This window comes from Ancylomarina sp. YFZ004 (genome assembly GCF_054254355.1).
Window position 1 is genome coordinate 20,151 of sequence record NZ_JBTCHQ010000007.1, and the last position, 26,053, is coordinate 46,203.

General features: G+C 35.4%; 24 protein-coding genes. 16 read left to right on the plus strand and 8 right to left on the minus strand.

Translation table 11 applies throughout. From position 1 onward, the window contains the following. Positions 1-252: 252 nt before the first annotated feature. Entirely contained in the window at positions 253-1,632 is a 1,380-nt protein-coding gene (locus tag ACXR6G_RS12215; protein WP_458361717.1) for a tryptophanase, read from the plus strand. 248 nt (positions 1,633-1,880) lie between these two features. Further along, positions 1,881-2,771 (plus strand): hypothetical protein, encoded by an 891-nt coding sequence (locus ACXR6G_RS12220; protein WP_458361718.1) that lies wholly within the window; start codon positions 1,881-1,883, stop codon positions 2,769-2,771. Positions 2,772-2,836: 65 nt separating this feature from the next. Here ACXR6G_RS12220 and ACXR6G_RS12225 read toward each other — a convergent pair whose 3' ends face one another. Continuing rightward, complete coding sequence (locus tag ACXR6G_RS12225) at positions 2,837-3,529, minus strand: tetratricopeptide repeat protein (protein WP_458361719.1); 693 nt, start codon at positions 3,527-3,529, stop codon at positions 2,837-2,839. Between the two features lie 214 nt (positions 3,530-3,743). On the opposite strand from ACXR6G_RS12225, the gene recF reads away from it, so the two are divergent. Further along, positions 3,744-4,847, plus strand: coding sequence for a DNA replication/repair protein RecF (gene recF / locus ACXR6G_RS12230; RefSeq protein WP_458361720.1), 1,104 nt, complete (start codon positions 3,744-3,746; stop codon positions 4,845-4,847). A 105-nt stretch (positions 4,848-4,952) separates the two neighbouring features. Beyond that, a complete protein-coding gene (locus ACXR6G_RS12235; RefSeq protein ID WP_458361721.1) occupies positions 4,953-5,243 on the plus strand; it encodes a DUF721 domain-containing protein in 291 nt (96 codons plus the stop codon). A 57-nt stretch (positions 5,244-5,300) separates the two neighbouring features. Here ACXR6G_RS12235 and ACXR6G_RS12240 read toward each other — a convergent pair whose 3' ends face one another. Beyond that, on the minus strand, positions 5,301-5,720 hold the full coding sequence (locus ACXR6G_RS12240; protein ID WP_458361722.1) for a nucleoside-diphosphate kinase: 420 nt from the start codon (positions 5,718-5,720) through the stop codon (positions 5,301-5,303). Between the two features lie 271 nt (positions 5,721-5,991). Here ACXR6G_RS12240 and ACXR6G_RS12245 point away from each other — a divergent pair, with 271 nt between their 5' ends. Beyond that, positions 5,992-7,011, plus strand: coding sequence for a DHH family phosphoesterase (locus tag ACXR6G_RS12245; protein WP_458361723.1), 1,020 nt, complete (start codon positions 5,992-5,994; stop codon positions 7,009-7,011). A gap of 69 nt (positions 7,012-7,080) precedes the next feature. Here ACXR6G_RS12245 and ACXR6G_RS12250 read toward each other — a convergent pair whose 3' ends face one another. Both ACXR6G_RS12250 and ACXR6G_RS12255 read right to left on the minus strand, forming a co-directional pair. Continuing rightward, a complete protein-coding gene (locus ACXR6G_RS12250; RefSeq protein ID WP_458361724.1) occupies positions 7,081-7,290 on the minus strand; it encodes a hypothetical protein in 210 nt (69 codons plus the stop codon). Positions 7,291-7,537: 247 nt separating this feature from the next. After that, positions 7,538-8,245: an SAM-dependent methyltransferase gene (locus ACXR6G_RS12255; protein ID WP_458361725.1), complete on the minus strand. Its 708-nt coding sequence runs from the start codon at positions 8,243-8,245 to the stop codon at positions 7,538-7,540. A 147-nt stretch (positions 8,246-8,392) separates the two neighbouring features. Here ACXR6G_RS12255 and ACXR6G_RS12260 point away from each other — a divergent pair, with 147 nt between their 5' ends. The 7 genes from ACXR6G_RS12260 to ACXR6G_RS12290 all read left to right on the plus strand — a co-directional run bounded on the left by ACXR6G_RS12260 (position 8,393) and on the right by ACXR6G_RS12290 (position 14,601). Then, positions 8,393-8,905: a hypothetical protein gene (locus ACXR6G_RS12260; protein WP_458361726.1), complete on the plus strand. Its 513-nt coding sequence runs from the start codon at positions 8,393-8,395 to the stop codon at positions 8,903-8,905. A gap of 13 nt (positions 8,906-8,918) precedes the next feature. Further along, positions 8,919-9,701, plus strand: coding sequence for a Rossmann-like and DUF2520 domain-containing protein (locus ACXR6G_RS12265; protein ID WP_458361727.1), 783 nt, complete (start codon positions 8,919-8,921; stop codon positions 9,699-9,701). A 70-nt stretch (positions 9,702-9,771) separates the two neighbouring features. Continuing rightward, a complete protein-coding gene (locus ACXR6G_RS12270; protein WP_458361728.1) occupies positions 9,772-10,299 on the plus strand; it encodes a KdsC family phosphatase in 528 nt (175 codons plus the stop codon). 79 nt (positions 10,300-10,378) lie between these two features. After that, positions 10,379-11,338: a UbiA family prenyltransferase gene (locus tag ACXR6G_RS12275; RefSeq protein ID WP_458361729.1), complete on the plus strand. Its 960-nt coding sequence runs from the start codon at positions 10,379-10,381 to the stop codon at positions 11,336-11,338. Between the two features lie 4 nt (positions 11,339-11,342). Next, entirely contained in the window at positions 11,343-11,921 is a 579-nt protein-coding gene (locus ACXR6G_RS12280) for a Maf-like protein (RefSeq protein WP_458361730.1), read from the plus strand. Positions 11,922-11,981: 60 nt separating this feature from the next. Further along, the gene (locus tag ACXR6G_RS12285) at positions 11,982-12,341 is read left to right on the plus strand and encodes a four helix bundle protein (protein ID WP_458361731.1); all 360 of its coding nucleotides are present in this window, start codon (positions 11,982-11,984) and stop codon (positions 12,339-12,341) included. A 79-nt stretch (positions 12,342-12,420) separates the two neighbouring features. Beyond that, positions 12,421-14,601, plus strand: a complete 2,181-nt coding sequence (locus ACXR6G_RS12290; protein WP_458361732.1) for a S46 family peptidase — start codon at positions 12,421-12,423, stop codon at positions 14,599-14,601. Between the two features lie 78 nt (positions 14,602-14,679). Here ACXR6G_RS12290 and ACXR6G_RS12295 read toward each other — a convergent pair whose 3' ends face one another. The 3 genes from ACXR6G_RS12295 to ACXR6G_RS12305 form a co-directional block, all read right to left on the minus strand. Beyond that, positions 14,680-15,915: an ABC transporter permease gene (locus ACXR6G_RS12295; protein WP_458361733.1), complete on the minus strand. Its 1,236-nt coding sequence runs from the start codon at positions 15,913-15,915 to the stop codon at positions 14,680-14,682. 41 nt (positions 15,916-15,956) lie between these two features. Beyond that, a complete protein-coding gene (locus ACXR6G_RS12300) occupies positions 15,957-16,883 on the minus strand; it encodes an ABC transporter ATP-binding protein (RefSeq protein ID WP_458361734.1) in 927 nt (308 codons plus the stop codon). A 122-nt stretch (positions 16,884-17,005) separates the two neighbouring features. Continuing rightward, complete coding sequence (locus tag ACXR6G_RS12305; protein ID WP_458361735.1) at positions 17,006-19,282, minus strand: T9SS type B sorting domain-containing protein; 2,277 nt, start codon at positions 19,280-19,282, stop codon at positions 17,006-17,008. Positions 19,283-19,556: 274 nt separating this feature from the next. Between ACXR6G_RS12305 and ACXR6G_RS12310 the strand changes: the two genes are divergently transcribed. The 4 genes from ACXR6G_RS12310 (at position 19,557) to ACXR6G_RS12325 (ending at position 22,997) form a co-directional block, all read left to right on the plus strand. Continuing rightward, positions 19,557-20,843 carry an ABC transporter substrate-binding protein gene (locus ACXR6G_RS12310; RefSeq protein ID WP_458361736.1) on the plus strand — a complete coding sequence of 429 codons (1,287 nt, stop codon included), beginning with the start codon at positions 19,557-19,559 and terminating at the stop codon, positions 20,841-20,843. Positions 20,844-20,930: 87 nt separating this feature from the next. Continuing rightward, positions 20,931-21,629: a GTP-binding protein gene (locus tag ACXR6G_RS12315; RefSeq protein WP_458361737.1), complete on the plus strand. Its 699-nt coding sequence runs from the start codon at positions 20,931-20,933 to the stop codon at positions 21,627-21,629. Between the two features lie 39 nt (positions 21,630-21,668). Next, entirely contained in the window at positions 21,669-22,697 is a 1,029-nt protein-coding gene (locus tag ACXR6G_RS12320; protein WP_458361738.1) for an ATP-binding cassette domain-containing protein, read from the plus strand. Between the two features lie 57 nt (positions 22,698-22,754). Continuing rightward, on the plus strand, positions 22,755-22,997 hold the full coding sequence (locus ACXR6G_RS12325; RefSeq protein ID WP_458361739.1) for a hypothetical protein: 243 nt from the start codon (positions 22,755-22,757) through the stop codon (positions 22,995-22,997). Positions 22,998-23,086: 89 nt separating this feature from the next. Here ACXR6G_RS12325 and ACXR6G_RS12330 read toward each other — a convergent pair whose 3' ends face one another. Then, entirely contained in the window at positions 23,087-25,996 is a 2,910-nt protein-coding gene (locus ACXR6G_RS12330; RefSeq protein ID WP_458361740.1) for a T9SS type A sorting domain-containing protein, read from the minus strand. Between the last annotated feature and the right edge of the window lie 57 nt (positions 25,997-26,053).

Below are 26,053 nucleotides of genomic sequence, written 5' to 3' on the forward strand. Positions count from 1 at the left end.
CGCGACGGATACCACTATTAGTCGTTAGGGCAATTATTGTCCACTAACCAAGCTTTATTTAAGCTATCCCAATTTAAATTTTTAGTCACTTTATCTTTACAGAACAAACTGTAGATCTTTATTTTCAGCACCTTCTATTTATTAGGTGTTTGGTTCAATGTTTGTTGTTTAAATCTGTGAAGATAAGCTTCTTACTTTTTTTGTAAGAAGATGAATGAAACACTTATTTTAAAACATTAAAAGTATATAATCATGGAATTACCTTTCGCAGAATCCTTTAAAATCAAGATGGTTGAAACCATTAAGAAAAGCACAAGAGAAGAAAGAGAAGAATGGCTTAAAGCTGCTAATTATAACCTATTCAACTTAAAAAGTGATCACGTATTTATCGATCTTTTGACTGACTCAGGTACTGGTGCAATGAGTGATAAACAGTGGTCTGAGTTGATGTTAGGCGATGAATCTTACGCTGGTGCAAGATCTTATTATAAGATGAAAGAGGCTATACAAAATATTTTAGGTTTCGATCATTTCTTACCAACTCACCAAGGGCGAGCGGCTGAGAATGTATTGTTCTCGGTTCTTGTTAAAGAAGGCAATGTTGTTCCTGGAAACTCACACTTCGATACCACTAAAGGACATATCGAATTTAGAAAAGCTAAGGCCGTTGACTGTACGATTGATGAGGCTTTCGATACTTTAATCGATCACCCATTCAAGGGAAACCTTGATCTTGTAAAACTAGAGTCAGTTCTTTCAACTTATCCAAAAGAGCAGATTCCTATGATTATTGTTACGGTTACTTGTAACACATCAGGAGGACAGCCTGTTTCTTTGGCGAATATGAAAGCGGTTAAGGAACTAGCAAATAAGTATGAGATTCCAGTATGTTACGATTCTGCTCGTTTTGCTGAAAATGCTTATTTCATAAAGCTTCGTGAAGAAGGTTATCAGGATAAAACAATCAAAGAGATTGTTACGGAAATGTATTCATATGCTGATATGGCTACTATGAGTTCTAAGAAGGACGCAATTGTGAATATGGGTGGGTTTATCGCAATGAGAGATAAGCAACTATGGAAAGAGGCTTCTACCTATAATATCATGTTTGAAGGTTATGTGACCTATGGTGGTATGTCTGGTCGTGATATGAATGCTTTAGCACAAGGTCTTGATGAGGGAACTGAGTTTGAAACCTTGGAAACACGCATTAAGCAGGTTGAGTATTTAGGTGAGAAACTAATAAGTTACGGTGTACCTATTCAGATGCCAATTGGTGGACACGCTATTTTCGTTGATGCCAAGAAATTTTTAAGCCATATTCCAAAAGAGGAATATCAGGCTCAGACTTTAGGCTGTGAACTGTATCTTGAGGCAGGTATTCGTGGTGTTGAGATTGGTGCTATCTTAGCTGATAGAGATCCTGAAACTCGCGAGAATCGTTACCCTAAATTGGAGTTATTGCGTTTAGCAATTCCTCGTCGTACATACACTAACAATCATATGGATGTTGTTGCTGTAGCTCTTAAAAATGTTTGGGACAGACGTATGGATATCAAACACGGTCTTAAGATTGTGGATGAGGCTCCAATAATGCGTCACTTTACAGTTGAACTTGAGAAAGTGGAGTAAGGTTTGAATCATCATATTTTTATTGAGCCCCTTTTTAGGGGCTTTTTTTATTGTTTATTTTTCGGTTTCCTTAATTTACAGCCATTTTAAATAAATGTACTTATCAATGATGATAGGCCTTAAGGCCTGTGTCTTTTAACAATGTGTTTTGCTGTACTTCGTCATGAGTTATATATCAGTATTTATATCTAAATATATTTATATATTGAGACGTCCAAATATTTACTATTTATTTAAATCGACCCCAAATGAAGAAAATTAGTCTTGTTTACATTCTTTGTCTTATAGCTAGTATGGCTTTTGCTCAAGATGGAAAACTATCTCCCTTTTACAAACTAAATGCAAAGCAAAGTTTTGATTTAGAACAAGCCAAAACAAATGTTGAAAATGCTTTTGTCGGAAAATCCTTTGAATTAATTGGGGACTATAATCCTGAGAATAATGAAGGTTTTAGAGTGCTGTGCTTTACTCGCAAAGATCTTTCAGAATTGTGTTTAAAATCGAAAGATCGTGGTGCTTTGGCATCAGTTATTCGTGTTGGAATCTCTAAAAAAGGAGAAGCTGTTAATTTAAGCCTCTTGAATCCTCAATATGTATTTTGTGCATATCTGTCGAATTACGAGAGTGATAAATCGCAATTGATGACAATTGTTGATGAGGCTAAGGAAGCGCTAACAAGTTTAGGTGGAAGTCTGGAAGCTTTTGGAGGTGTCCTAACTGAAAAAGCCTTGAAGAAGTACCATTATAAAATGATGATGCCTTATTTCGAAGATCCTGTTGAACTGAATACTTTTACTTCTTTCGAGGATGGCTTAGCTAAGATTCGCAAGAACTTAGAAAGTGGAAAAGGGAATACAACTTTGGTTTATGAGCAAGTTTTTACGGATGAAAAAGTGGCTGTTTTTGGAATAGGTCTAATGGATGCAGAAGATGGAGAAGGGTATTTCCTTCCTATCATTGGTGAAGATCATATTGCAGCTATGCCTTACGAGATTATCCTTCAGGGGAAAGAGGTGACGATGTTACATGGTAAGTATCGATTTGCCTTATATTGGCCAGAACTGACCATGGGAACTTTTATGAAGATAATGAGTACACCTGGCGATGTTGAAGATTTTCTAGAGGGAATTACCCAATAAAAAATAGAGCACAAAAAAAAGCGAAGATCATTGATCTTCGCTTTTTTTATATCTGAATGACTTGATTACTTCAAGTTCAATTTTGCACGAGTAATGTATTTTTCAATATCACGAGCTTCAGAAGATTTTTTGAAATCTTTTTCGATAGTCTCGTAAGCAGCTAATGCATCTTTGTAGTTACCTGTCATTTCGTAAGCAATACCAGCTTTTTGAAGATAGATAGGAGTCGTAAAGTTGTTAGTGTTAACAGCGCTTGCAGACATATAGTTTGAAGCAGCTTTCTTGTTATTTCCAAGTTCCATATATGCATCACCAATAGCAGCTGTTGCTAAAGTAGAAAGAATGAAGTCTGATGAAGAAAAATCTTCTAAATAGTTGATTGCATTTTGGTACTCACCTAAGTGAAGATAAGAGATTCCTGTATAGTAAGCAGATAAATTACCAGCTTCTGTTGAACCAAAGTTGTCAATGATATCAAGGAAACCATCATAATTACCGTCACCGTTAATAGCAAGGTTGAATGAGTCTACTTCGAAATAACGTTGTGCTTGGAACATCTCAGCTTGAGCATTCAACTCCATAGGAGCTTTGTAGTATTTCTGATATGAGAAGATACCAACTGCCACTACGATAATAGCTAAAGCGATAAAAGTTAATTGCTTTTGGTTTTTCTCGATATATTGTTCGGTTCTACCTAAAGCTTCTTCTAAGTTTTCAAAATTATCTTCGTGAACCTGATCGTTTTTGTTTGTAGACATGCTAGAAATATTTAATGTTTTATTTTTTCTAACGCAAATGTAATTTTTTTTGTGAATATTACGACAACTTTTGACTAAAAAGTGCATGCCAATTTACCTTTGATTAATGTGTGAATTTAAGTCTGTATCTGATTTTATTCGTATTTTTGATGCGGAATTGAAAATCTGAACATAAATATTAGATTGTCTAGTCCTTAAAGCAAAAATAAAATATATGCATTTAGAGCGTTTGTCCCTTATAAATTACAAGAATATAAAAGAGTTGGAAATAGAGCTTTCGCCTAAGATCAACTGTTTTATAGGCAATAATGGTATGGGGAAAACCAATCTGCTTGATGCGGTTTATTATTTGAGTTTTTGTAAGAGTTATTTTTCTTCAACAGATCAACTTAACATCAAACACGAGGAACTATTTATGGTACTCGAGGGGAGTTACAAGCGTAAGGAGATGGATGAGTTGATATATTGCGGTGTAAAACGTGGACAGAAGAAGAATTTTAAGCGAAACAAAAAGGAATATAAAAAACTTTCGGAACATATCGGACTTTTACCAATTGTGATGGTTTCTCCAGCTGATGTGCGATTGATTACTGATGGAAGTGAGGAGAGACGCAAGTATATGGACAGTGTGATTTCCCAGTACGATAGAAAATATCTTGATGACTTGATTCGATACAATCGTGTGATTTTACAACGTAACAAATTGCTTAAGGATTTTGCTCGCCGTGGTAAATTCGAAGAGGATAGCTTAAGCATTTGGGATGAGCAAATGGTTATTCTTTCGGCTTCGATACACGAAAAGCGTAAGGACTTTTTGAATAAGCTTATGCCTGTTTTTCAGGAATACTATAATATCATTTCTCAAGGGAATGAGATTGTGAAACTGGAATATAAATCTCAGTTGAACGATCATGGAATGAGAGATTTGTTGCGCCATGCCCGATTGAAAGATCAGGTGATGCAATACACAACGGTTGGTATTCATAAGGATGACTTGACCCTATCTTTAGGTGATTATCCGATAAAAAAGATGGGTTCACAAGGCCAGCAGAAAACCTATTTGATTGCTCTAAAATTGGCACAATTCGAGTTTATCAAGAAATTATCAGATTACAATCCCATATTATTACTTGATGATATTTTCGACAAGTTGGATACCCAACGTGTGGAGCAAATTGTGCACTTGGTTTCAGAAGACCGTTTTGGGCAAATCTTCATTTCCGATACCAATCGCGATCATTTGGATCAAATTCTGACTTCGTCGAACTTGACATACAAACTATTCGCACTAGATGATGGCTCTGTAACCAATTTGTAAGTCCAATTACTGATCAACTTTATCATTCACCTTTTTTTTCCCTTTAGCCTTTTTACTTTAACCTTATTTTTTTATCCTTTAACCTTATTACCTTAGCCTTTAACTATGCGCCGATCGAGAACACAAAAAATAGAAGAACTAGTTAAGCTTGTTTTAAAAGAACAAGGCTTGGATGTGAAATTGAAGGAATTGGAGTTGATTAAGACTTGGGAGAAAGTGATTGGGAAGAATGTGGCTAATGCGACTACAGATCTTTATATCAAGAATAAAAAATTGTTTGTGCATGTGCGTTCATCTATTGTTCGCAGTGAGTTGATGCTGATTAAAACAGGTTTAATTCAGGCTTTAAATAAAGAAGTCAACGAAAAAATTATTGACGATATCGTAATAAGATAAAAGGTTCAAAAAGTTGTGGACCTTTTTGAACCTTTCAATGTTTTATTTTGTGCCTACTTAATAAATTTCACAGCCTGAAAAGTGGAATGCACCTTCGATACAAGCATTCTCATCGCTATCTGAACCGTGAACGGCATTTTTCGACAAGGACTCAGCAAACTGCTTACGAATTGTTCCTTCTTCAGCATCTGCAGGATTAGTTGCTCCAATTAATTTTCTGAAGTCAGCAACAGCATTTTCTTTTTCAAGTATAGCAGCTACAATTGGTCCTGAACTCATAAAGTCAGTCAGCTCGCCATAAAATGGTCTTTCCTTGTGCACTTCGTAAAAAACTTCTGCTTGCTCCTTGCTGATATGCGTATATTTCATAGCTGCTATTCTAAAGCCACCCTTGGTAATTGCAGCTAAAATATCACCAATATATCCATTGGCTACAGCATCTGGTTTTATCATTGTAAAAGTTCTATCACTTCTCATAATTCTTCTATTTTGGTTAGTGAAACAAATTTAATCAATCTAAATAAAAATGCAAGAAAAATGAGACTGATCTTCTAATTGTCTGGCAGAGCACTGTGTTAGATGATTTGATCGATTGGTTTAGCTTTAAAAATAAGCTAATAAATCTTCGAATCTTAAGGCATTTACAGTCTATCTTATGTCTACTTAATTCGCATGAAATTTATTCCATATTCTTTTAAAATAATGAGTAATTTAGCAAACTTGAATTTAAAGAGAGAAAAATAGGATCATGCAAAACAGAATAGATTTAGAATTGAGCTTATCAGCCAAAGATTATATACTAAAAGCGAATCAAATTGTAATTGTCCCTCATGCTGGGCCTGATGGTGATGCCATCGGTTCGTCATTAGCTTTAATGCGCTATTTGAAAAAGCAAGGCAAGCAAGTGAAAGCAATTTGTCCTAATGCTTATCCTGAGTTTTTAACTTGGTTGCATGGCGATGAGGAATTGGATGTTTTTGAAAAAGCTGAAGAAGCTTGTACAACTTACATCAATGAGTCTGATTTGATTTTTATTCTTGATCACAATTCGTTTAAGCGTTCTGGTGATGTTGGAAAGCTATTGGAGAAGCATACAGCTACTAAAATCATGATCGATCACCACCCAATGCCTGAGGATATTGCAGATATCACCATTTCGGATACAGCCATGTGTTCAACCTGCGAAATGGTGTATGAATTTATTGATGCGATTGGTGGTAACGACCAAATTGATAAGGATATTGCTGAATGTCTTTATACTGGAATTATTACTGATACAGGAAGCTTAAGCTATAATTCGTCGAATAAGCGAATTTATGAGATTGTTGGTGATTTGATGGATAAAGGAATTGATAAAGCTAAGGTTCACGATAAGATTTTTGATAACTACTCGGCCAATAGAATGAAGCTATTAGGCTATTGTTTGAATGAGGGTATGGAACTCCTACCTGAATATGAGGCAGCAATTATTCATTTGACAAAAGAGACTCTAGCAGATTTTGAATATCAGGATGGCGATACAGAAGGATTTGTCAACTACCCTCTATCTATAAAAGGCATTAATATTTCTGTCATTTTTATGGAAAAGGACGATTGTGTTAAGATATCTTTCCGATCGAAAGGTGATATTCCAATCAACCAAATGGCTCGCGACTTCTATAATGGAGGTGGTCATATTAACGCAGCAGGTGGTCGTACTTACGAAAGCTTACCAAAAGCTATTGAGAAGTTTAAAAAAGAATTACCTGCCTTTTATAAGAGCTTGTAGTTTCATTGGATAATAGATATAAAGAATGAGCCCACTCTTGTTAAAGGAGTGGGCTCATCTTGTATTAAATTAGGCTTGACTTTCTTTTGAAATACCTTCTCTTATTCCTTTAATGAGTGGGAACCAAATGGGAATAACAAACAAGAATACAATTGGTGCAGAAAATACATCAGCGGCTATATTAGCACCGATTATCATACCAGTTCCAAAGCATCCAAATATGATATGAAGAATAGCCTTCTTAGAAATAATATATTGACCTATTTTGAATGAAATCATAGTTAAGAGTTGGGATTTAATCAGAAGTAAATATAATTATTATTTACATATTGCTTTTATTTGTGTTAATAAAAAAAGAGCTACCGATTATCTCGATAGCTCTTCATAGAAATTGTCTAATCTTGAAATAATATTCACATAATTACAAAATTCGCATAATTTCAAAAATAACATTTTAATATGTTCATCCTGGAAATTTCGTCATTATGGGGAATTAATTCCCTTTTTGTAATCGTTTAAAAGATCTCTACTTATCCTTGTGTAATAAAAAGATAGTTGGTCGTTTGTGTAATTCGGGCATTTGTGATTTCCACTGCTTAGCGGGAAGTGTTTTGATGAATTCCGTTTCCATAGTGATATCAACTGCGACACAAATTTTAGTTCCAGCGCTACATTCTTTGGCTAAATCTTCCAACAGTTTCATATTACGGTAAGGGGCCTCGATAAAAATCTGAGTTTGGTTTTCGTTTACTGAACGATTTTCCATTTGTTTGATTCTTTTTACTCGTTCGCCGTCCTTAATGGGGATGTAGCCATTGAAAGAAAAACTTTGTCCGTTGAAACCCGAAGCCATCAAAGAAAGTAGAATTGACGAAGGCCCAACTAAAGGAATAATTCGAATGTTTTTCTCGTGGGCTAATTTTACCACATCAGCACCTGGGTCGGCAACACCAGGACAACCAGCCTCTGATATAATTCCCATGTCGTGTTCCTTAATCGCCTTCAAATAATCAGAAATAGCATCAGGAGAACTGTGTTTGTTTAGCTCATAAAAACTGAGTTCATCTATATTGATATTGCGATCAACCAATTTTAGGTAACGACGAGCCGTTCTAATATTTTCAACAATAAAGTGCTTGATTGTTGGAATCAGTTCTTGAATATCCTTAGGAATAACCGAATCAAGGCCTGTATCGCCTAAAGTCGTTGGTATTAAATAAAGTTTACCTTTCATATGTTTTGTGATGGAATGTGCATGATTAAATTATTGGGCAAATGTACGAATAAATAAGAATTAGATGTGCTTAGCATATCTGAGACTTTAAAGCGATTTTTAGTGTATATAATCGATATTATCAGGCAAATGCTATAAATTTGTGAGATGGATAAAATAAAGGCAGAACAGGAGAAGAAATTTATATCGAGAATCTTTATTGATGAGATTGGTCGATTGCAGAAAGAGGGCTTTTATTTCTTTTCATTTATACTGATGGGGCAAGCCATTGAAGCTTTGGGTTGTTTTCTCGACAACAAACCAATGAAGGCAAAAGCTCAATCGTCCAAGCGATTTTCAAAAGCACTTAATATCCTCATGGGGAATAAATACCGAGTCGTTAATAATGACCATTGGTTGTATGATAGATTGCGCAATCAGTTAACGCATTCTTTTGTGCCAAGTAAGTCGTTACATCTGCTATCGCGCGATAAGCAAACAACAGAATTGAATCATTTAGAGTGGCACGACGATCGTTTGGTATTGGTTGCAGAGGATATGTACGACGATTTAAAGGGGGCCTGCAAACATCTCTTTTCGATGATAGATAAGGGGAAAATTCCTTTGAAAAATATAGCGGCCTCGCCTGAGGATTTACTTTTACAAGATTTATCTAAATGATAAGATATCGGAAATGATTAAAAATATTGTATTTATTGGCGCTGGAAACCTGGCAACACATTTGGCTTTGGCTTTAAAGCAAGCGAACTATAATATCCTTCAGGTTTATAGTAGAACACAGCTTTCTGCTGATACTTTGGCTAAGCAAGTTGATGCTGATTCTTGTTGCGATTATGCAGAGGTGAGGCGTGATGCCGATTTATATATATTCGCTTTAAGTGATAAGGCTTTGCCTAATGCTTTAGAGGCTCTTCAGCTGAAAAATAAATTTCTCGCGCATACGGCTGGTAGTTTACCTATGTCTGTGTTCGAAAACTATACGTCTACTTTTGGTGTGTTTTATCCCTTGCAAACTTTCTCAAAGGCTCGTCAGGTTGATTTTTCAAAGATACCTCTATGTATTGAGGCTATAAGTACTGATCTAGAATCGGAATTGGTACTTATGGGGAATAAAATATCGAATTCAGTTCAATTACTATCATCAAATCAGCGTAAGCAATTGCATTTGGCAGCCGTGTTTACTTGTAATTTCACCAATCATATGTATCAAATTGGCCAAGAATTGCTTCAGGAAGAAGGGATGGATTTTGATTTGCTGAAACCATTGATTTTAGAGACCGCTGAAAAGGTTCAGGAAATGCCAGCCAAAGCAGCACAAACAGGTCCTGCTGTTCGGTTTGACGAAGATGTTATAAAAGCACACGAGGAAAGCCTAAATATGCATCCTGATTTTCAAAATTTGTATAGATTTGTAAGTGAAAGTATTTATCATTCACATTCTAATGAGAATGATTGATTAAAATCAAGATTATCAGTTGATTTAACTTAGAATAATTCAGGTGTAACAAAAGTAAATTTTAATATATATGGCCTTTTTTAAAGAAGATTTAATGAAAGTTAAGGCTTTCATTTTCGATGTGGACGGAGTATTGTCTACCGAGTGTATTACTATCGACTCTGATGGTGAGTTGTTGAGGACAGCAAATACGAAGGATGGTTATGCGATTCAGTATGCTGTGAAAAAAGGTTATCCAGTTGCAATTATTACTGGTGGAACGTCTGCTGCGATTGAAAAGCGCTACCGTGGTTTAGGTGTTCAAGATATTTATATGTCGTCGAAGGATAAGATTGCCGATTTCGAAGATTTCCTATCAAAGCATAATGTTGCTGAGGAAAACATCATGTATATGGGCGATGATTTGCCTGATTATGAAGTGATGAAGCGTGTAGGTGTGCCAACCTGTCCAAAGAATGCAGTGACTCAGATTAAAGAGATTTCTTCTTATATCTCTGATATGGACGGAGGATGTGCAGCAGTTCGCGATGTGATGGAGCAGGTGCTTCGTGCGCATGGTGACTGGTATGCTACAGATACTAAGATTCAAAGTATTTAAGGTTCTCGTTTACCCGTTTTCTGTTGACGAATAAAACCATTTCTTTACTTTAAGCTTTTTCACTTTAACCTTATTTATAATGCTCAGCTTTTTAAAATTGATTCGCTTACCCAATCTGATTATTATTGCTCTTACGCAATATGTGATGCGATATTTTATTATTCAGCCAATTTTGGCGATTAATAGAATTCACTTACAACTGAGCGATATTGATTTTGCAATTTTGGTGATAGCAACTCTTTTTATTGCAGCTGGGGGCTACATTATTAACGATTATTTCGATTGCAAAGCCGATCGTTTAAATAAGCGTGACGTGATAGTAGGAAGACGAATTAGTCGTCGTATTTCACTCATGTTGCATCAGGTTCTTAGTTTTATTGGTTTGGTATTGGGTGGCTATGTGTCTTATAAAGTTGGGCATTGGCAATTCGTCTTGATCTTTTTTATGGCAGGTGGCTTATTGTGGTTTTATTCAACTTCATATAAGAACCATTTTATACTTGGGAATTTAGTCTTAGCCTTTATAGGAGCTGCAATTCCATTTTTGGTGGTTGTCTTCGAGATTCCACCTTTAAATAAAACTTATGCTGAAGTTTTAGTAGCCTCAGAAACAAATTTTGATTACCTCTTATATTGGGTTGGAGCCTTTTCTTTCTTTTCTTTCTTTGCAGTGCTGATTCATCAATTTATTCGAGATTTAGTTTCAGTAAAAGGGGATAAGGAAATAGGGCGAAGAAGTTTACCTTCTGTTATTGGTTTTAAATGGACTAAAATAGTTATTGTCAGCTTAATTTTGTTTTTAAGTGTGTCAGTTTTTGGTGTATGGTATCAATTCTTAAATGCACCAGTTGATAAGATTACGCCTTGGTACTTTAGTCTTTTAATTATTATCCCATTGCTTTTGCTTTCTTATTTGGTTGTGAAACTGAAAAAGGATGAGAGCTTGAAATTCGGGGTGTTTTTATTACGATTGGCTATACTTGCTGGCATTTCATATGCTTTTGTAGTCAATCATATTCTCTCAAATACAAATTTTTAAACTTATGTTGAATAATCTTAAAGATTATCAATTGATATTGGCTTCTCAATCGCCACGACGTCATCAGATGTTGAAAGAATTGGGACTCGATTTTAAAATTCAAACTAAAGATGTTGAGGAGGTCTATCCCGATCATCTTAAAGGGGAAGAGATTCCTGTCTATTTGGCTAAGTTAAAAGCAGAGGCTTTTGTGCTTGATATGAATGAAAAGGAATTGGTGATTACAGCCGATACCATTGTTTGTGTTGACGATATGGTTTTAGGAAAACCTAAGGACAGAGAAGAAGCTGTAAACATGCTGAAGACTTTATCCGGTCGATCACATCAGGTAATTTCTGGTGTTTGTCTTAAATCAAAAGAAAAAGAAGCGACATTCTCAACCACGACACATGTTCATTTTAAGGCATTGAGTATCGAGGAAATCAATTATTATATCGACAATTATAAACCGTTTGACAAAGCTGGTGCTTATGGCATTCAAGAGTGGATCGGTTTTGTTGGTATAGATGGTATTGAAGGTTCTTATTTTAACGTTGTAGGATTACCTATTCAGCGCTTATATCAAGAACTCAACAAGTTTTAATTACGAATTACGATTTATTAATTACGATTGCTTTTAATTATGAATTAGGAGTTATAAATTATGAATGGAAATGTAATCAAAGAAAAGTCGTTTAGGTTTGCAGTAAGAGTCGTAATGCTTTATAAGTATCTTAAAAGTGAAAAGAAAGAATACATATTAAGCAAACAACTTATGCGTTCTGGGACTTCGATTGGTGCTAATGTACGAGAAAGTCAAAATGCAGAAAGCAAAGCCGACTTCATTCATAAACTTGCTATATCTCAAAAAGAAGCTGATGAAACCTTGTATTGGTTAGAGTTACTTAAAGAGACTGACTATATCACAAAAGAGGAATTTCATTCCTTAGAATCAGATGCAAGTGAATTGTTGAAAATAATTCGAAGTATCATATTATCAACAAAGAAGAATAAGAGTGAGTAGAGTTTGTTTGATGAAATTAATTCATCATTCATAACTCACAATTTATAATTATATAAAAAATAACAAACTACAACAAACCATGTTAAGAAAATTGACATTATTACTGACGGCCGTACTATTATTAGTCGGTAACCAGGTAAAAGCAGATGAGGGAATGTGGATTCCTATGCTTTTGAAAAAATACAATATTGAAGACATGCAGAAAGCTGGATTTAAGCTGACTGCTGAGGATATTTATGACGTTAATCAGGCTTGCTTGAAAGATGCTGTCGTTGGATTAGGGCGAGAAGGAAGACCATTCCGTCATTTCTGTACAGGAGAATTGATTTCAGATCAAGGACTTATTGTAACCAACCACCACTGTGGATACGGTGCAATTCAAGCTCACTCAACTTTAGAGAACGACTATCTTAAGGATGGTTTTTGGGCAATGAACAAAGGCGAAGAATTGGTAAACGAAGGTATTACAGCTTCTTTCCTAATTCGTATGGCTGATGTAACTGCTGAAGTTCTTAAGGGAATTAATGATGAAACTAAAGAAGATGAGCGTTCTAAAATCATCAAAAAAAATATCAAGAAAATTGAAGCTGCTACAGAGAAAGATTCTGAGTACCGTGCTAATGTAAAAGCTTATTTTGCAGGTAACCAGTTTTTCCTTTCAGTTTATGAGATTTTTCAGGATGTACGTTTAGTGGGTGCACCTCCATCAGCTATCGGAAAATTTGGTGGTGATACTGACAACTGGATGTGGCCACGTCATACAGGTGATTTTTCAATGTTTAGAATTTATTCTAATAAGGATAACAAGCCTGCTTCTTATTCAACAGAGAATGTGCCAATGCAGCCTAAGACATCATTCAAAATTTCTTTGAAAGGTGTTAACGAAGGTGATTTTACAATGGTATTCGGCTACCCAGGGACAACAACAGAGTATTTATCTTCATACGCTTTGGAGATGATGACTCAGGTTGATAACCCTCACAAAATTAAGTTGAGAACTAAGAAGCTTGACCTAATGCGTGCCGATATGGATGCTTCACCAATGGTGAGAATTCAATACTCTGCAAAATATGCTGGTGTTGCTAACTCTTGGAAAAGATGGCAAGGTGAGATCACAGGCTTAAATCGTTTGAATGCGATTGCTAAGAAGAAGGAACTTGAGGCAAAATTTGAAGCTTGGGCTAATTCTGATGAGAAACTTAAGGCGAAGTATGCTGGTATTCTTGATCAAATGAAAGGTATCTATGAAGAAATGACTCCATATAGTTTAGCTCGTGACTACGCTATTGAAGCGGGTTTATCAGGATCAGAGGTTGTGAAATTTGCAGGTAGCTTCAAAAAGCTTGTTTCTTTGGATAAGAAAGATTCAGAAGCAATTGCTAAAGAGGTAAAAGGCTTGCAAAAGAAAGCTGCTTCTTTTTATAAGAACTACAATCAGCCTACAGATCAGAAATTGTTAGAAGCAATGATGAGCATGTATTTTGACAATGTTGAAGTTAAATTTCAACCAGAAGAGTTGAAGGTGATTGCTAAAAAATATAAAGGTGATTTTAAAGCTTACGCGAAAAAAGCAATGGCTAAATCGTTATTGGCAAATCAAGCTAAACTTGAGAACCTATTGGCTAACTACAAGGCTTCTAATGCGAAGAAAATTGCTAAAGATCCTGCTTACGTTTTAGCAATGAGTATTCTTGATTTGTACAAAACGGCAATTAGCCCTAAGTACGGTGAATTAAAGAATAAGGTTGATAAGTTGCAACGTACTTATATGGCTGGTTTAATGGCTATGGAATCGGATAAAGTGTTTTATGCTGATGCTAACTCAACTTTCCGTGTTCACTTTGGTAAAGTTGCTGGTTATAAAGCAAGAAATGCTGTAAACTACGATTTCTATACAACTCTTGAAGGTATCATCGAAAAGGATAATCCAAATATTTTCGATTATGATGTTCCTCAGACGTTAAGAGATTTATATGCAGGTAAAGATTATGGTCGTTACGGACAGAATGGACAAATGAATGTTTGTTTTGCAGCAACAAACCATACAACTGGTGGTAACTCAGGTTCTCCTGTGTTAAACGCTAATGGTGAACTTATCGGATTGAATTTCGACCGTGCCTGGGAAGGTGTAATGTCTGACTTAATGTATGATGCTACTATCTGTAGAAACGTATCATTAGATATCCGTTACGTCTTATTTATCGTTGATAAATTTGCAGGTGCAGGTTACCTTTTGGAAGAAATGAACATTGTGGAGTAATCCCAATTAAAGAATAAAACAAAAGGCTGTTGGAGTAATCCAGCAGCCTTTCTTATTTTATTTGAATTTCGTTTATAATTACATCATCTTAAGAATACTCTTTCGGAAACTGATGACGGATACAGCAGTTAGTCCGAATCCAATACCAAGAAGAACTAAGACATTTGGAATAATATCAATTATTGGAAGTTGCCTCCAGAAAATATCAAAGAAACCATCCATAGCCCAATAGTTCACTGATATAACGGCAATTTTTTGCATAATAGCAGGCATAAAGATCATGGGCATCATGCTTCCGCCCAGAGCTGATAAGACAAGAATGATTAGAGTTGATAGACTTTCTACCTGCTTACGACTTTTACATACCGAAGCCATAAAAATTCCAAAACTACTACAGGCAACTGCAGAAGATAGAATCATGAGAATCAATGCTGGAAGATTAATGAGAATATCTAAGCCAAGTGCTAACCACGAATACAAGAACATAACAGTTAGTTGTAAAATAGCTAGAAATAGCGTTGACAACATTTTGCCGTAAAGGATACTAGAAGGAGAGATAGGTGCCACAAGTAAACGTCTTAAAGTTCCTTCTTCCTTCTCTGTCAATAAAGAAGCACCACTAGCCGAAACGCTAAATAATAGCATCATTATAGCCATGCCTGCAACAGACTGAATCAAGCCTAGGTTACCATTTTTCTTTTCACCAACAAGTGCAGTCATCGGTAATTTTGAATCTTCTTTGATTTCAGAATTATCTTCTGACTGTTCAAAACCATCGAATTGCTCTGAAACCTGTGCGCGAATATCATCCAATTCTGATGAGGACAAATCAGGATTCTTCTCTAAAACCCAATCATCGATTTTACCTTTGATAGTTTTCTTCATGGTAATGCCAAACAGGTTGGACCATAGAGCTTGTTGAAGCAAACCAACCTCAATTTCTTTGGCTTCGTCATAGAAAAGCTCCATAGGGAGCTTCTGACCTGAATTAACTGAATCTTGAAAGCCCTCATACAGAACAAAAGCGGAAGCACTCTTTCCTTTCTTTATTAATTCTTTTGCTTCAGCTAAGGGCTTGCTTACAAGCTTGAGTCCATCAAGAGAATCCAATTTTGTGTAAATTTCTTTTGAAATCTCAGTACTATCCTGATCGGTAAAAAGAAGGGTGATTGGTTTAGATTCATTAGAGGAGCCAATACCGCCGTACATAAAGGCAAAAATTGTCATTAGGGCTATTGGCAATAGTAAAGAAAGGAAAACAGCTGTTTTGTCCTTGAAATATTGTTGTATATCTTTTAATGCTAAATTGAACATGTTCGTGGGTGTTTTGATGAAGGATTCAATGATTTAGAAAACTAATCTCTTAGTGATTTTCCAGTTAACTCAAGAAATATCGATTCTAGGTTCACATTGCTAATACTGATATTCTCAATTTTTAATTGGGAGGCTAGGCAATCTTGAATCAATAGGGGTAAATCAACATCTGACTGATTCGATGAAAGAACAAGTTGATGTTCATTTAAAATCAGGTTTTGTTCGTGTTTTATCTTTAGGTCAATAAGCTCATTCTTCTCCGGATTCGAGAATTTAAGCTTGATCTCTTCTTTAATAGATGAGGCTTTTCTTAATTCAGCCAATGTACCTTCTCTTAGTATTTTTCCTTCGTCAATAATTCCAATTCTGTCACACAAACGCTCGGCTTCTTCCATATAATGCGTCGTATAAATCATAGTTAAGCCTTTGGAATGAAGTTGTTCTATTACTTCAAAAATTAGGTTCCTACTTTGCGGATCGATGCCTACTGTGGGCTCATCCATAAATACAATTTCAGGATCGTGAAGAAGTGCGGCAGCAATATTAATGCGTCTTTTCATACCACCAGAATAAGTCTTGACTTTATGCTTGCGTCTGTCGTATAAGCCTAACATATGCAAAAGTTCATCAATCTTACTTTCAAGAGTTTTTCCTTTTATGCCATATAGCTTTCCCCAGAATATCAAGTTTTCGAAGGCTGTTAGGTCTTCGTAAAGAGCAATTTCTTGAGGAACGACTCCAAGTATTTGTCTGCAATTTTTTCTGTTTTCAGAAAGTAATTTCCCATCATAAAAAACTTCTCCTGAATCTGGTTTTATTAGAGAACTCAGAATATTGATGCAAGTACTTTTACCTGCTCCGTTGGGACCTAGTAAACCATATAATTCACCTTTTTTTACTTCAAGTGAAATACCTGATAAAGCCTTTATGTCTTTATATGTTTTAGATAGCTTGGAAGCTTTAAGCATAAGTTAAATAATTAAGTTAAGAGAGTCTAATTTAACAAAATGCTTTTGTAAAGAGAAATTCCAATGTAGTTAATCGGTAAAAGGTGAAAATATTAGTGTGAAGTGATTAGTATGGTAGGTAATTACTTGAGAAGAGCAAATTTACCTGTCTTTGTTCTGATAACACCATTGGTGTAGGTGATGTCTAAATTATAATAGTAACTATCCATTTCTTGATAATGACCATTGTAAGTTCCATCCCATCCTTGATTAATATCAGACGTTTCAAACACTTTTTTACCACTTCGATTGTATATCGTGAGCTTGATTTTATGGATATCAATACCGCGCACAAAAAGTAAGTCGTTATGGCTATCTCCATTGGGAGAAAATGCTTTAGGTAAACCAACAAAGGGGTAATCATTTAAGAATTTCACATAAATGGAGTCACGTGCTGAACATTGAGCTTCATTAATAACCTCTACCCAATAGGTACCTGTCTTCTGAATGGTAATCGATTTTGTAATTTCTCCAGTAGACCAATTGTAGTTTACCTTATCAATATTAGCAATTAACTTGTGTTCTATATTAGGATAATCGATAATATCTTCTCCTAAGTTAACAATAGGGGTAGGATGAACAGTGATGTGAATTTGAGCGCTCTCAATATTACCGAGTTGGTCTGTTACTTCTAATGTGAAATCACCATCTTCTTTCAAGTAAATTTCAGATTCATTGTGATTTTGATCTATCCAATTATAGCTCAGTGGTGCTGTTGGATGACCGATTATCTCAGGAACAATCAGTACAGAATCACCTTGGCAAATCGATTTGTCTTCTCCCAATTCGATTCTGAATTTTTCACCTTCTCTGTAGTCAACCAATACGGTGTCAGCATTAGCACATCCGTATTCATCTATAACATTTACCCAAAAATTACCTCCAGAATTTACTGTGATCATTTGACTTGTTTCAAGTGTATTCCACTCGTAACTTGCTCCAGCATTTTGAGCATCGAGCTGTTTTGATTCTCCATCCCACAAAATGAAGTCGTCGCCTAAATCAACGATGGGTTTAGAATGGTAATAAATTTGTGAACTGGCTGTTTGAGTGTATCCATTGGGATCAGTAGCAGTTAGTGTGTATATGCCTTCGCTACTGATTTCTATAACCTTGTCAGTTGAGCCTGTACTCCATATATAAGTGTAGATTTGATCGATATCCATATAGGGGCTCAGAGTCATAGTCTCTTGTGCACACATATGAATAATATTAGGGAGGTTTAATGTGAAAAATGACGATTGATCTTTAACGGTAAATGATTTAGAATCACTGCAAGCATATTCAGATGTAATCATTACTGAATAATCCCCGGGACTTGAGATTTCAATTTCACTTGTCGTTTCTCCTGTAGACCAAAGGTAAGTACAATTCTCCTTTTGGATATTCACTAGAATTGGAGCACCATCCATCATAATAACATCAGCTATATCAATTTCTGGCGCATCATGTACTGTAACAACGATTTGATCTGTTATTTTTTGATTGTCTTTAAGGTCGGTAACGGTTAATTCATATTCTCCAGATTCATTAACTTCTATTGTTTCCGTTGTTTCACCAGTTTTCCAAAGGTAGGAATAGTCTGATTTAAGATCGATAGTTGGACTTAAGGTAATGACTTCACCTGAACAGATGTTTCTATCTTCGCCTAAATTGAGGCTGAATTCATTTTTAAGCTCAATATTACTGTAGATGGTATCGCTATAACAACCAAAACCAGTCCTTTCAATTGATTTGAAAGTTGTAATGCCCGCTTCTGCTTGCCACTTAACTCTAAAATTGATGTACTTATAGGCATCAATAATTTCTGTTTGATAACTTACCTGATTTGCTCCGGATGGTAGTTCACCGGTATATATGGAATTCATTCCGATTAGGACTGTGTAATCATATTCAGAACTAGTTTTGATTTTACTCTCATAGGCTTGAACAGTGGGTTTGGTTAAAGGATAAACCGTTATATCTCTGGTTCGGTCATCTGCTGAAATATCAAGCTGAGTACCATCTTCTAACCATGCTTTTTCAATATTTATACTAAAGGTCTTTAGTTTTTGGCTATCATTTCTAAAACTAATTTCAAAATCGAATGTGCCAGTGTTTATACCCAAGCCTCCATTCATATTTTCTGCAGGTCCTCCATTTACAGAATATGAAGCAAACCATGTTTTATCAGTAGGACCAGATATTTCTAGAGATGAGGTTTGCAGTGAAGTGACAATTCCATTGTTTAGGGGGCAAAGTGTCTTATTCGAATTATTGATGAATGCAACGACTGGATCTTGAGAGTAAACATGCGAAAAGATACTGAGTAATAACATAGTACTCAGCACTCTAATCGCTATTTTTGCTGTTGACCCCACAAGCAATTGAATTTATTTTGACCAATGAAATCTGACTGTAATATATATAATTGTTTTAAAGATACGAAATAAATTCCTTTTAATCTTCATTTTATGATTATTCATCATGTTTATTTGGTTGTTTATCATTAATTAGTAGAGGGTGTAGAAGAATTAGAAATAAGAAGGAGTCATTATTTTTTTAGAAAAAAACGCTTAGTGTAACATTGGTTACATTTTAAAACATCACTGAGCTCTACATTTGTAATAGAAAATCAAATAAAAGCTCACTGATATGGAGAATCAATATTTTAAGAATACCGATAGTTTACTAGATATTTGTACACGTTTTCCTGAAACAATTAAGATTTTTGTTTCAAATGGATTCAAACAACTAGAAGATCCTAAGAAAAGAGAACTTTTCGGTAAGTCTTTAACTCTAGAGATGGCTTTAAAGATGAAAAAGATAAATGTTGATGCCTTTGCTTCCCTATTGGTTGAGGGGATTGATCTGACAAGAAACCAAGTTGATGCAGACTTGAACCAGAAACCAACGACTACTGATGAGGATGCTGTTCATATTCAAGGTTTATTGCCATGTCCGGTGCGTGTACCATTGGTCGAAGGTATCGATGCTTTTATTGAAGAATACAAGAAAGAGAACGATAGAGAGATCGTCTATGATTTAAAGGCAGCTTCTATGGGACTTGATTGGTTGATGGGAGATGTTATTAATGAAGATAATCCAGATAAATTAGCTGATATCTTTATCTCAGCAGGTTTCGATTTGTTCTTTGATGAAAAGTTGATGGGTAAATTTAAGAAGCGAGGTGTATTTGCTGATAGCACAGGATTCGATCGTTTGAATAAGGATTTTGATAATGAAGACATCTGCTTGAAAGATCCTGAAGGACATTACTCTATGATTGGTGTTGTGCCAGCCGTATTCCTCGTAAATACTGCAGAATTAGGTGATAGAGCAGTGCCACGCACTTGGGCTGATTTGTTTAAGCCTGAATTCAAGAACAGTGTTAGTCTTCCAATAAGTGATTTTGACCTGTTTAACTCTATGTTGTTACACATTTATAAAGCTTATGGAGAAGAAGGTGTAAAAGGGCTAGGAGAATGTTTATTGGAGAGTATGCACCCATCTCAAATGGTTAAATCTCATAACAAGAAGAAAAATAGACCTGCGATTACAATTATGCCATATTTCTTTACGAAGATGATAAAAGAAGGTGGCAGCATGGTAGCCGTTTGGCCAGAAGATGGAGCTATTATCAGCCCAATTTTCATGTTGACAAAGAAAGATAAATTGGATAAAACTCAAGATGTAATTGATTTCTTTGCTTCAAAAGGGGTAGGTGAAATTTTATCACATCAAGGTTTATTCCCAAGTATAAATCCTGAAGTTGATAACAGACTTCCTGAAAAAAATAAATTTATGTGGTTGGGTTGGGATTATATCAACTCAAACAATATTGGAGAGTTAATCGTTAAGTGCGAAGGGATCTTTAATAAAGCGATAAAGGATAACGACTTTAAAAATTTAGGACCTTTAAGTTTTACGCCTCAATCTTAATTTAGAATTAATTAAGTTTAAGGCTTTAAATCAGCAAGTATTCAAGCTTGTATTAACTCATAATTTTAACAGATATAACCTTAAGATATGAATCTAGTTACAGTATCAGGTCCTCCATCATCAGGGAAAACAGCCGTTATTTTAAAGACAATTGACTCCGTTCAAAAACGCGGATTAAAAGTTGGTGTTGTAAAATTTGATTGTTTGTATACCGATGATGACATCCTTTATGAAAAAGCGGGCGTAAAAGTGAAAAAAGGACTTTCCGGTTCACTTTGTCCTGATCATTATTTTGTGAGTAATATCGAAGAGGTAACTCAGTGGGGCTTGAAAGAGGGGTTGGATCTTTTGATTACTGAGAGTGCTGGTTTGTGTAACCGTTGCTCACCCTATATTAAGACTGTAACAGCTGTTTGTGTTATCGATAATTTGAGTGGTATTAATACACCAAAGAAAATCGGACCAATGCTTAAAACAGCTGATATTGTAATCATCACAAAAGGTGATATCGTTTCTCAGGCTGAGCGTGAAGTTTTTGCTTCAAGAGTAAATACAGTGAACCCAGGAGCTACAATTATGCACGTGAATGGATTGACTGGACAAGGTGCATATGAGTTAAGTACTCTTTTATATGATGATAAAGTTGAAGTTAAAACACTTGTAGGAGAGAAATTGAGATTTTCAATGCCATCTGCTCTATGTTCATATTGCTTGGGTGAAACCCGAATAGGAGAATCTTACCAAATGGGTAATGTTCGAAAAATTGACTTGAGTGATAAAAAATAGATTGTTGAGGATTTCAATTAACCAATTTAGATTTAGAAGATGATTACGATTAACGATATACAGAGCAAAACTCTGACTGATTTATTTGAGAAATACCCATTCTTACCTGGTTTTTTCGAAGAGCATACTTTGGAATTAAATGGAAATTTAGATATCAAACTTGTTAATTACTTGGATTTTCTTGATGAAGAGGAAGAGCAAGCAAATAGAGCTATGGACAAGGTTCAAGTCTTAGATTCAATGTGTATATACATCGATCAGATGCTCGCATTTTTAGGTGAAGATGAGGATGATGGCGTTCATAGTATCACATTATTACCTGGAACAAATAAGTCTGGTGAAGCTGAACAGTTTGGTGAATTAACAATAAAGAAGAGCGAGATTGTTTGTATTGTAGGACCTACTGGCTCAGGTAAAAGTCGATTGTTGGCCGATATTGAATGGGTTGCTAAAGGTGATACACCAACTTCACGTTCAGTACTTATCAATGGAGAAGTTGGTGACTCAAAATGGCGTTTGAATTCGGGAAATAAATTGGTAGCTCAATTATCGCAGAACATGAATTTTGTGATGGATTTATCGGTTTATGAATTTATTGAGTTACATGCACAGTCTCGTTTGGTAGAGGATATTGAAAGTGTGATTAATAAGATTTTTGCACAAGCAAACGACTTGGCTGGAGAGAAGTTTGAATTATCAACTCCAATCACAAGTTTAAGTGGCGGACAGTCTAGAGCATTAATGATTGCAGATACAGCTATTCTTAGTAAATCACCTATTGTCTTGATTGACGAAATTGAGAATGCAGGTATCGATAGAAAACGAGCCTTGGATTTATTAGTAGGTGAAGAAAAGATTGTTTTGATGGCAACTCATGATCCAATCCTTGCTCTTATGGGCGATAAACGTATTGTTATTAAAAATGGTGGAATTCACAAAGTGATTGAAACCAGTGATGAGGAGCAGAAGTTATTAGGTGATCTTGAAAGAATGGATTCTGTTGTTCAAAAAATGAGAAACAGATTACGTGAAGGTGAGATTATTAAGAAAGAGGATATTGGGTTTTAAATTGCCATTTCAATCAAAGAAAATAGAATTACGAACTAACATTAAAATATAGATATTATGCATGACGGATGCGCAGGAAGTTTCGAAAATGGTCAACAAGTAGTTGACAAGGTAAGAATGATGGGATTTGCAGAGCAGTTGATGCCAATGCCATTAGATATCGATTGTCATGGTTGTAAAGAGACTTTTACAATGGAAGAATTCGAAGGACATTGTCCTAAATGTGATATGGTTCACGGTGTAACGCCTTGTCATGCTTTCGATCCAAACAATATTATGGCAGCTGGAATAGGCTATTAATATTTGGTTTTAATTCTTACATGAATTAAAATGAAAAGACCTAAAAGCATTGAGCTTTTAGGTCTTTTTATATTAGAGAATTTGGGTGCTTATTTCACAAGAAGTTTTCCCTTGTATATTTTTTCACCTTCAAGATTGATAATGTGAATACCTGGTTTTAACTGCTCACGATTAATCGTGATATTGTCATTTGTGATATTCTCAATAATACGAACAACACGACCAGAAGCATCAATAACAATTAATCTATAACTTTCATTATTTTGATTAGGGAAGGCGATGCGACTTTCATTAACCATAGGATTAGGGTAAATACTAAGTTTAGTGTTAACTTCGTCTATATCATTAATACCCACAAGTGGTCCTGCAGGATCAACCTGAGGCTCTCCAGGAGTAATATTAGCGTGGAAAATACCATTACCGTGAGTTCCTACTACTATAAAACCATCTTTTCTAGTTTTCACCATATCAACGACAGTATTCCCAATTTTATCAGTAGATACTTGTGTCCATTGAGTATCTGAATTGAGTTCTGTAGCCGAATAAAGACCAATACTTGTAGCAGCAAAATAGATTGGTCCATTTTCAGCGTTTACAACATTTATATATCTTACTGAAGGACCAATATTTGTTTCTTTTCCTTCATCATCAGTTTGAATAGGCTCTAAGTTTCCAGAAACATTAGTCCAAGTTTCACCTGCATCCTCTGAAAAGAAGATACTTTCTACTCCATAGTTTGAGAAAGTGGCATACACGTAATTTGCATTTGCAGGATTTGTTTCGATGCAACTAACATACGGTGCAGCTCTATCTTGAACAGGTTTAGGCATTTGAGATCCTGTTATTTCTGTTGTAACAGCTTGGCTCGAATGCGAGTTTATCGTTTTGTATATTTTTCCATCTGATGTTCCAAAATATAATAGGTTCGCAGGAAGGATAGAAGATTTTATCGCTGAGATTTTACCCGTAACATTTGTGCCTTCAATTTTTTCCCAACCTAAACTAGCTGCATCATTTGAAAATCTTGGAATCTTATAGATATCTGTATTTCTCCAAATGTTTGTTCCTCCTGCATAATACATAATGGCTTCATTATTTCCATCAATTTCGTATGGGTTAATAAATAAAACATCATCAGAATTAACGCCATCAGGATCAACTCTAGTCCATTCCCATTCCTTATCTGCAGTATTGTAAGCATTCAAATAGATACGTCCTTTTTGAGATGAAGTGATATAGCCATTTAAACTGTTGTGCATACTACAATATGAACCATCACCACTTCCTAGTTGTATCCAATTTCTTTTATGAACTCCATCTTCACCTTTTGATGTATACCAAGTGCCATTATCTTGGAAGCCTGTCAGTATTTCAAATGATTCTAAATCCTTAGCATCAATTCCTACAGTGTAGGCCTGAGTGGTTAAATACCCATTGTTTAATGATACCCAATCAACTGGCTTAACAGAAGGATGAGCCATATCATCTTCAGTTCCAGAATCCTCAGTTTGTTTGTAGTTAGAGGTTTTGCTAATACCACCATCATGACCACTTAATAGTGTTTTCCCATCATTAAAGAATGCCAAGGCGTGTTGATCAGGATGTTGGTTATCATATTGACTAACATTGTTTTCAGTTGCATAGCCACCTATCCAATATGTTTTAGAATTGTTAGTAGGATCACTTCCATCTATTAGAACAGGATTAGCATTGGTTTCAAACCCATTGTCACTACGATAAAGATTAGTTCCACCAATAAAGACCATATTTTCGTCATCAGGAGCAACTTTTATAACCATATTGTATGAACCTTGTGATTTATAACCTGCGACACCCTCAGCATCTCCAGCTGGAAGGTTTTCTGATCGATCTTCCCACGTATATGTATCACCATCTATTGTTAATTTCCAAATGCTATGCCCTTCAAAACCTCCATTAGGTGTTTGTGATAAGAAATATAAAACATTCTCATTACTAGGAGCGTAAGCTAAAACAGTACGATCGAAATCTGTAGGAAAACCTTCTGGGGTTATTTTTGTCCAATCACCTGCATTACCAGTTGTGGAAGTATAGATACCATTTACTTCACCCTCACCACTTAAAGTAGCGTATTTTTTTCCCGATGGTGTACAAATAATATCAGTTGTTGCTGAAGTACTACTTTTTGCATTATTAGGGTTTGATGCCAAAACAAATTTTCTTTCAACTCCTCCATCGGTATATTTATAAATACCTCCGTAAGTTGCAACATAAAGTTCCCCATTGGTGGGGTCTATAGTTATATTCCAACAAATATCGAAATATTCTTGAAATAAAGGTGTATCTAATCTGTCTGTATCAGCAAATTTAGTCCAGTTTTGTCCACCATCTGTCGATTTGTATACACCAGCACCGGAATAAAAAGCTCCAGAAGCTCCGGCAGATCCTGAGTATTCACCTGTTGCATAATACCAAATATTTGTAAAACCATCACGAGGATCTTGAGCAACAGCAGTTACACTTTGGTGTTCAGTTGTGCTTGTTGTTTTTGTCCAATTAGCACCACCATCTTCAGTACGCCACATTCCACCAGTGACACCACCAGCTAATATAATATTGTCATCAGTAACATCAATGGCAAGTGCTCTTGTTCTTCCACCTACATTGTATGGTCCTGTTTGTTTCAAATCAATATTTTGTGACTTCGTTCTGGATATGAATTGATTCTTATTATCTGATAAGAATTTTAATTCGCGTTCTCTGAAGTTTGTGGGTATTTTTTCAATACTCGGATCTTGCAATACAAGCTTTTGAAACAATAAACGCTCATGAGGTGCATCTTTTACACGAATAATCCCGTTACGTTTATCAGCTTTTTTAGCCATTCTTACATGGTTTACTCCAGTAGCAGTAAGCTTCTTGTAAGTATTTTCATTAATGACAATATCTTTTGTTTGTGCTAATCCCGTTAAGGAGCAAGTCACCAAAAACACTGTACTTAATAGTAAATTTTTTGTCATTCTTTTTTTGTTAGTTAGCGGTTAGTAGGTCTAAATTAATTTCTTGAAATAAACTAG